The organism is Bradyrhizobium sp. LeoA1Lang (genome assembly GCF_055413685.1).
On record NZ_JBVAPG010000094.1, the window covers coordinates 26,431 to 32,558 of the forward strand.

The 6,128-nt window shown below is 64.2% G+C and carries 6 protein-coding genes; 5 read left to right on the top strand and 1 reads right to left on the bottom strand.

All coding sequences use genetic code 11. The features are described 5' to 3' along the window. The first annotated feature begins 48 nt into the window (after nt 1-48). From prfA to ACZYOF_RS27340, 3 genes are all read left to right on the top strand, one after another. Entirely contained in the window at nt 49-1,128 is a 1,080-nt protein-coding gene (gene prfA / locus ACZYOF_RS27330; RefSeq protein ID WP_282530880.1) for a peptide chain release factor 1, read from the top strand. Between the two features lie 99 nt (nt 1,129-1,227). After that, the gene (gene prmC / locus ACZYOF_RS27335) at nt 1,228-2,109 is read left to right on the top strand and encodes a peptide chain release factor N(5)-glutamine methyltransferase (RefSeq protein WP_282530881.1); all 882 of its coding nucleotides are present in this window, start codon (nt 1,228-1,230) and stop codon (nt 2,107-2,109) included. A 476-nt stretch (nt 2,110-2,585) separates the two neighbouring features. After that, nucleotides 2,586-3,320 (top strand): DUF4167 domain-containing protein, encoded by a 735-nt coding sequence (locus tag ACZYOF_RS27340; RefSeq protein WP_282530882.1) that lies wholly within the window; start codon nt 2,586-2,588, stop codon nt 3,318-3,320. Between the two features lie 107 nt (nt 3,321-3,427). Here ACZYOF_RS27340 and ACZYOF_RS27345 read toward each other — a convergent pair whose 3' ends face one another. Further along, nucleotides 3,428-4,156 carry a methyltransferase domain-containing protein gene (locus ACZYOF_RS27345; protein ID WP_130584252.1) on the bottom strand — a complete coding sequence of 243 codons (729 nt, stop codon included), beginning with the start codon at nt 4,154-4,156 and terminating at the stop codon, nt 3,428-3,430. 194 nt (nt 4,157-4,350) lie between these two features. Here ACZYOF_RS27345 and gloB point away from each other — a divergent pair, with 194 nt between their 5' ends. Both gloB and ACZYOF_RS27355 read left to right on the top strand, forming a co-directional pair. Further along, nucleotides 4,351-5,118 (top strand): hydroxyacylglutathione hydrolase, encoded by a 768-nt coding sequence (gene gloB / locus ACZYOF_RS27350; RefSeq protein WP_130584253.1) that lies wholly within the window; start codon nt 4,351-4,353, stop codon nt 5,116-5,118. Beyond that, nucleotides 5,118-5,546 (top strand): cupin domain-containing protein, encoded by a 429-nt coding sequence (locus ACZYOF_RS27355; protein WP_130584254.1) that lies wholly within the window; start codon nt 5,118-5,120, stop codon nt 5,544-5,546. Before gloB ends, ACZYOF_RS27355 begins: the two co-directional genes overlap by 1 nt. Nucleotides 5,547-6,128: the final 582 nt, after the last annotated feature.

Here is a 6,128-nt window from a genome sequence, read left to right on the forward strand (position 1 = left end):
CTCCTCGACGACGCCGCCCCTGCCCTTTCCGTAATTTGAGAACTATCCATGCTGCCCGAAGCCAAACTCGACGTCCTGCTCGCCCATCACGCCTCGCTCGAGGCCGAACTGCTCGGCCAGGTGAATTCGGAACGCTATGTCCAGATCACCCGCGAGCTCGCCGAGCTCAATCCGCTGATCGAGGCGGTGAAGGCCTATCGCGCCGCGCGCACCGAGCTCGCCGACACCCAGAGCCTGATCGCCGATCCCGCAACCGAGCCCGACATGCGCGGCATGGCGGAGGCCGAGCTCGAGACGCTGCATGCGCGGCTTGCCGAGCTCGAACAGAATATCCGCATCGCGCTGTTGCCGAAGGACGCCATGGACGACCGCAACGTCGTGCTGGAAATCCGCGCCGGCACCGGCGGCGACGAGGCTTCGCTGTTCGCCGGCGACCTGTTCCGCATGTATGAGCGCTTCGCCGCCCTGCAGGGCTGGAAGGTCGAGGTGATCTCGGCGAGCGAAGGCTCAGTCGGCGGCTACAAGGAAATCATCGCCGAGGTGCAGGGCCGCGGCGCGTTCGCGAAACTGAAATTCGAATCCGGCGTGCATCGGGTGCAGCGCGTGCCCGACACCGAGACGCAGGGGCGCATCCACACCTCCGCCGCCACGGTGGCCGTGCTGCCCGAGGTCGAGGACGTCGACGTCGACATCAAGAACGAGGATCTGCGGATCGAGACCATGCGGGCGCAGGGCGCGGGCGGCCAGCACGTCAACAAGACGGAATCGGCGATCCGCATCACCCATATCCCGACCGGCATCGTGGTGATGATGCAGGACAGCCGCTCGCAGCACAAGAACCGGGCGTCGGCGATGAACATCCTGCGCTCGCGCATCTATGATGCCGAGCGCCAGCGCGCCGACGCGGCACGCTCCGCCGACCGCAAGGAGAAGGTCGGCTCCGGCGACCGCAGCGAGCGCATCCGCACCTATAATTTTCCGCAAGGACGCGTCACCGATCACCGCATCAACCTGACGCTCTACAAATTGCCGCAGGTGATCTCGGGCGAAGCGCTCGGCGAATTGACCGACGCGCTGATCACCGAGCATCAGGCGGCGCAACTCGCCGCGCAGGGGGCTGCGGCGTGAGGACTCCCGTAGCCCGGATGGAGCGCAGCGTAATCCGGGGCCAGCGGGCCGGGCTGCACGAATCCCGGATTGCGCTGCGCTCCATCCGGGCTACGGGCGATGAGTGAGTTTGCCGGGCAATCTGTCGAGACAGCACGACGCGCGCTCGCGGCGCGCTTCAAATCGGCGGCGATCGATTCGGCCGAGCTCGATGCGCGCATGCTGCTCGGCGCCGTGCTCCGTCTCGATCTCACCGGCATGATCACGGCAGCGAACCGGACGCTGACGGAGAACGAAGCAGCAGAACTGGAAGCGTTCGCGCGCCGTCGCCTCGCTGGCGAGCCGGTCGCGCGCATCCTCGGGCAAAAGGAATTCTGGGGACTGCCGCTAAAACTCTCCGCCGCGACATTGGTGCCGCGGCCCGACACCGAGACCGTGGTCGAACTCGCGCTGCAGATCCTGCGCGCGGACGGAGCTTTGGGAAAGCCGCTGCGGATCGCCGATCTCGGCACCGGCACTGGTGCAATCCTGCTGGCGCTGCTCTTCGAGCTTCCTGCGGCCACGGGCTACGGCACCGACATCAGCACGGAGGCACTTGAGACGGCGCGCGCCAATGCGCTGACGTTGGGCATTGGCAATCGTGCGACCTTCATCGCCTGCGACTATGCATCGGGCCTCTCCGGCCGCTTCGACCTGATCGTGTCGAACCCGCCCTATATACCATCCGCTGATATTGCCGACCTCGCCGTCGAGGTGCGCGAACACGACCCGCTTGCCGCGCTCGATGGCGGCGACGACGGACTGGATGCCTATCGCGTGCTGATCCCGCAGGCCGCCGGTCTGCTCGCCCCTGGCGCCACCCTGGTTGTCGAATCAGGCATCAGCCAGAGCGAGGCGATTGAAGCTTTGATGACGGCCGCAGGGCTCGTCCCGGCCGGTCCGCCGAGGGCCGATCTGGCAGGCATCCCGCGGGCAGTAGCGGGCCGCAAATTGCCGCGATAAAGTCCTATTGGAACGCAAAAAAACCTCTTGGAATATCCCCCGGGAACGACTACGTTCCACTCATGACATCGGTTTGGCCCCGTAGCCGTTAACGGGTGAAGACCAGGGTTCTCGCCGAGAGCCCGCCGATCAAAGGTTCCAAAACGCAGGTCTGTGTGAGCGCAATAGCCGGGGCTGTGCTGCTCTCGACCGCCAAGCGAACGAAAGCCTGTTATTGCGCTTGAAGACTTACGTGAGAGAACTGGGCTTGCGTGGCAAGCTGAATAATTGATCCGCAGGCCGACCGGCCGGCGGTTGGGGAACGCGTCTTTGCTCAACGCGATGGTTGGCGAACTTTGGCATTGATCCAGATGGCATCGTGATTCGGTGCGCGCGATGGCGCGCGCCGGCTGGACGGGCAACCTCCACCACAACGGCAATTTCAACGCTGGTAACTTACAACGCTGGTAACTTAGGGCTGGAATAAAAGGCAAGACATGAGAAACGGTCAAAACAACAAGCGGATGCGTAACCGGAATAACAATAACAACAATAACAACAATAACCGGCGCGGTCAGAACCCGTTGACGCGGGTGTTTGAATCGAACGGACCCGACATCAAGATCCGTGGCACCGCTTCCCACGTTGCGGAAAAATACGTTCAGCTGGCGCGCGATGCACGCTCTTCCGGCGATCCGGTCGCCGCCGAGAACTACTATCAGCATGCCGAACATTACTTCCGCATCATCGCCGCGGCCCAGGAACAGCTTCGGCAGAATCAGCAGCAGCCGCCCCGCGTCGACAACAACGATGTGTCGACGACCGATGAGGGCGACGATGACGACAGCTATTCGAGCTTCGGGCAGGAGCCCGGCTTCGCGCCGCAACCGCCCTATGCACGCGAAAACAGTCAGCAGCCCTATCAGCGCGAGCAGCAGCAGCCGCGAGAGCATCGCGAGCGCGAACATCGTCCGCAGCCGCAGTATCAACCGCCGCCGCAGAACCAGCCGCAGCCGATGATCGCTGACAATGGCGGCGTCGACCGCCTGCCCTCCTTCATCACCGGCGGCGCGCAGCCGCAAGTCAATGGCAATCATGAAGGCAATGGCAGCGGAGAACGCAGCGAACGTAGCGAGCGCTTCCCGCGCCGCCGCCGCCGCCCGCACAGCCCGCGCCCCGACGCCGCCGCGCAGCCCGCGCCGAGCGAAGACTTCAACACAGGGAATGAGTAGCTAGCCCGCGACAAGAAAGTAGGGTGGGCAAAGCGCAGCGTGCCCACCATCAACGCTCTGCTCGCAATGGTGGGCACGCTTCGCTTTGCCCACCCTACAAATCCGCATCACCCGCGCGACGATGACGGCACGAGCACTGGCTGCAGTGACGGGATGAGCCGCGCGCGTTCGCGGTTCGCGGGGATCGCGCGATAGACCTGCTTGGTTGCTTCCACGATATGAACGCCCGCGAACGGCAGTGACAGCGTCGCACCGAGACGCTCCCAGGCCATCGCCCAGCGCAGAAACCAGCTCCCCGCGACCGGCGGCACGAACAGCGCCTCCCCCCAGGCCGTCGGCGTGAACCAGGTCTGCCGCAGCAGTTGCGTGATCTGCGCCCGCGAATAGGGCCGGCCGTGGCCGAACGGCGTGGTGTCGGTGCGTGTCCATACGCCGCGGCGATTGGGTATCACCGCGATCAGCCGGCCGGAGGGCGCCAGCACCCGCCACACCTCGCGCAAGAGCCGCTCCGGATCATCCGACATCTCCAGCGCATGCACGAGCAGTACGCGGTCGACCGCGGCATCCGCGAGCGGCATCGAGAATTCGTCGACCAGGGTCGCCAGCGCCGGCCGGCCCGTCGGCCATTTCAGAACCCCCTGTGACGCCGGCATGAACGCGATGCAGCGCTCGCAATCCTCGCGGAACAGGCCGAGATAGGGGGTGGGATAGCCGAGCCCGAGCACGCGCTGGCCCTCGGCCCCCGGCCATCGCTCGCGGATGCCGCGATTGATCAATAGGCGCGCCACGATACCCAGGCGCTGCGAATAGAAATCGCGGAGATCAATGACGTCCATACACCCAACCTAACACGCCGCCCTCACGTCCGTGTTCCCGAAAATTGCATTGTCGCGCGAGCGTTGACGCCATATTTCCCGCACATATAGGGCGTGGTAGAGCATGATGCGGAAAAGTGGAAACCGGTTTTCCCTCGCGACAAACGCGAAGCGTTTGCGCGGAGATCGTGCTCAAACAGTTCGCGGGAGATACCATGACTGCGGAAATCCGTCTTTTCACCTGCCTGACCGACAATTTCGGCTATCTGATCCACGATCCCGCCACCAAGGCCACCGCCTCGATCGATGCGCCGGAAGCCGGCCCCATCATCGCGGCGCTGGAGCGCGAGGGCTGGAATCTGACCGACATCCTGATCACCCATCATCATCATGACCATGTCGGCGGGGTTGCCGAACTGAAACAGAAATATGGCTGCCGCGTCGTCGCGCCGCACGACAAGACGACGGCGATCGCCAATGTCGACCTGCGCGCCGCCAATGGCGACGTGATCAGGGTCGGCAGCCTGCTCGCCCGGGTGCTGGAGACACCGGGCCACACGCTCGACCACATCTCCTATGTATTCGACGGCGAGAAGGCGGTGTTTGCCGCCGACACCTTGTTCTCGATCGGCTGCGGCCGCGTGTTCGAGGGCAACTATCCGATGATGTGGGATTCGCTGCTCAAGCTGCGCGCGCTGCCGGACGACTTCCGCCTCTATTGTGGCCACGAATATACCGCCGCAAACGTCAAGTTCGCGCTGACAGTGGAATCAGACAATCCCGCGCTGAAAGCGCGCGCCGAGGAAGTGACGCGGCTGCGCGCAGAGAACAAGCCGACGATTCCGACGCTGCTTGGCGAGGAGAAGAAAGCCAACGTGTTCCTGCGCGCCGACGAGCCGGCGGTGGCCGCCAAGCTGCACATGAAGGGCGCCGACGGCGCCGAGGTGTTCGGCGAATTGCGCGAGCGCAAGAATAAGTCGTGATGCCAAAGCCGACTGCCGCTGAGGTCATCGCGCAGCTTGAGCTGAAGCCGCATCCCGAGGGCGGCCATTATCGCGAGACGTTTCGCGATGACGCGACGGATGCGAGCGGGCGATCGCGCTCGACCGCGATCTATTTCCTGCTGGCGCGCGGCGAGCGATCGCATTGGCATCGCGTCGATGCGGTGGAGATCTGGCACTATTACGCTGGTGATCCGCTGATCTTGCGGATCGCTGATGCGGGCGGACAGCGGACTATCCGACTCGGCTCCGATCTCGCCGCCGGCGAAGTGCCACAGGCGATCGTGCCGGCGCATGCATGGCAGGCGGCGGAGTGCACCGGCGATTGGACCCTGGTCGGATGCACGGTCGCGCCGGCGTTTGAATTTGCGAAATTCGAACTGGCGCCGAAGGGCTGGGAGCCCGATTAGCTTTGTGGTTTCGTAGGGTGGGCAGCGCAGCGTGCCCGCCATTGCGAGCGTACCGTGCACGGTGGGCACGCTTCGCTTTGCCCACCCTCATATGGGGCTTTGTGAGTCAAGGCTCTCAACGAACAGGGTTGGGTTGGGTTTTTGCGGTGAGAGGGCGGCGCGCGGAGCCATGCGTAGCGCAGCGCGACGACCGGGCCCCGGGCGAGGATTGGCTTCCGAAGATTTCTGCAGCTCACTGCATCACCTCATATCCGGTCGGATCGGCTGACCCGTACCCACCTTCCGCATGCTTGCGGCGAGGAAGCCTGAGCGGATGAGACCCATCTACAAAACGGCTTTGTGAAGCCCCTGGGTGGCACGGTCATCATCCATCCTGTACGGGGCGCGCGGCGCGGGCCGCCTTCGCCCTGGTTGGGTTGTTTGGTGCTATGCCTTCATCACGGCCTCTTCCGGAACGAGCTATGGCCGAAATTGGGTGATGGGGCTGATCAGGCGGCGCGGTTAGCTGGCGTCGTCGATTCTGCGACGCCGTCGGTAAATTTGACGCCGGCAATGACCCTTGGCAACTGATTTTCGCCCTTC

Excerpts from the sequence above, each read along its gene's own strand:
- prfA (WP_282530880.1), top strand. The coding sequence starts at position 49 with ATGCTGCCCGAAGCCAAACTCGACGTCCTGCTCGCCCATCACGCCTCG.
- prmC (WP_282530881.1), top strand. The coding sequence starts at position 1,228 with ATGAGTGAGTTTGCCGGGCAATCTGTCGAGACAGCACGACGCGCGCTC.
- ACZYOF_RS27340 (WP_282530882.1), top strand. The coding sequence starts at position 2,586 with ATGAGAAACGGTCAAAACAACAAGCGGATGCGTAACCGGAATAACAAT.
- ACZYOF_RS27345 (WP_130584252.1), bottom strand. The coding sequence starts at position 4,156 with ATGGACGTCATTGATCTCCGCGATTTCTATTCGCAGCGCCTGGGTATC.
- gloB (WP_130584253.1), top strand. The coding sequence starts at position 4,351 with ATGACTGCGGAAATCCGTCTTTTCACCTGCCTGACCGACAATTTCGGC.
- ACZYOF_RS27355 (WP_130584254.1), top strand. The coding sequence starts at position 5,118 with ATGCCAAAGCCGACTGCCGCTGAGGTCATCGCGCAGCTTGAGCTGAAG.